General features: G+C 54.5%; 1 pseudogene. It reads right to left on the reverse strand.

The annotated features are described in order from the left end of the window. A pseudogene (locus RAD10_RS42175) lies at positions 1-235 on the reverse strand (hypothetical protein); the annotation flags it as partial.

A 235-nucleotide genomic window follows, 5' to 3' on the forward strand; every position in this document is an offset into this window, starting at 1 on the left:
TCACGAACACGAGTTCGGGCTTGAGCGTGAGGAGTTGAAAACTACGGACCGCTTTTTCTTCGTCTTCTTTGAGGTCCACGGAAGCCGCCGGCTTACCTTCCTCGAACGCTGCCGCGATGCGTTGTAGCAACGATAGCTCCTGCTGATCTGCCTCGCGTTCTTTTGCCGGCTTGGGCTTTTTGCTTTGATCTTGGAGCCGGTTGATCCGGTTCGTGACGATCTCCAAATCGGCAAA

The organism is Bradyrhizobium sp. 23AC (assembly GCF_054863025.1).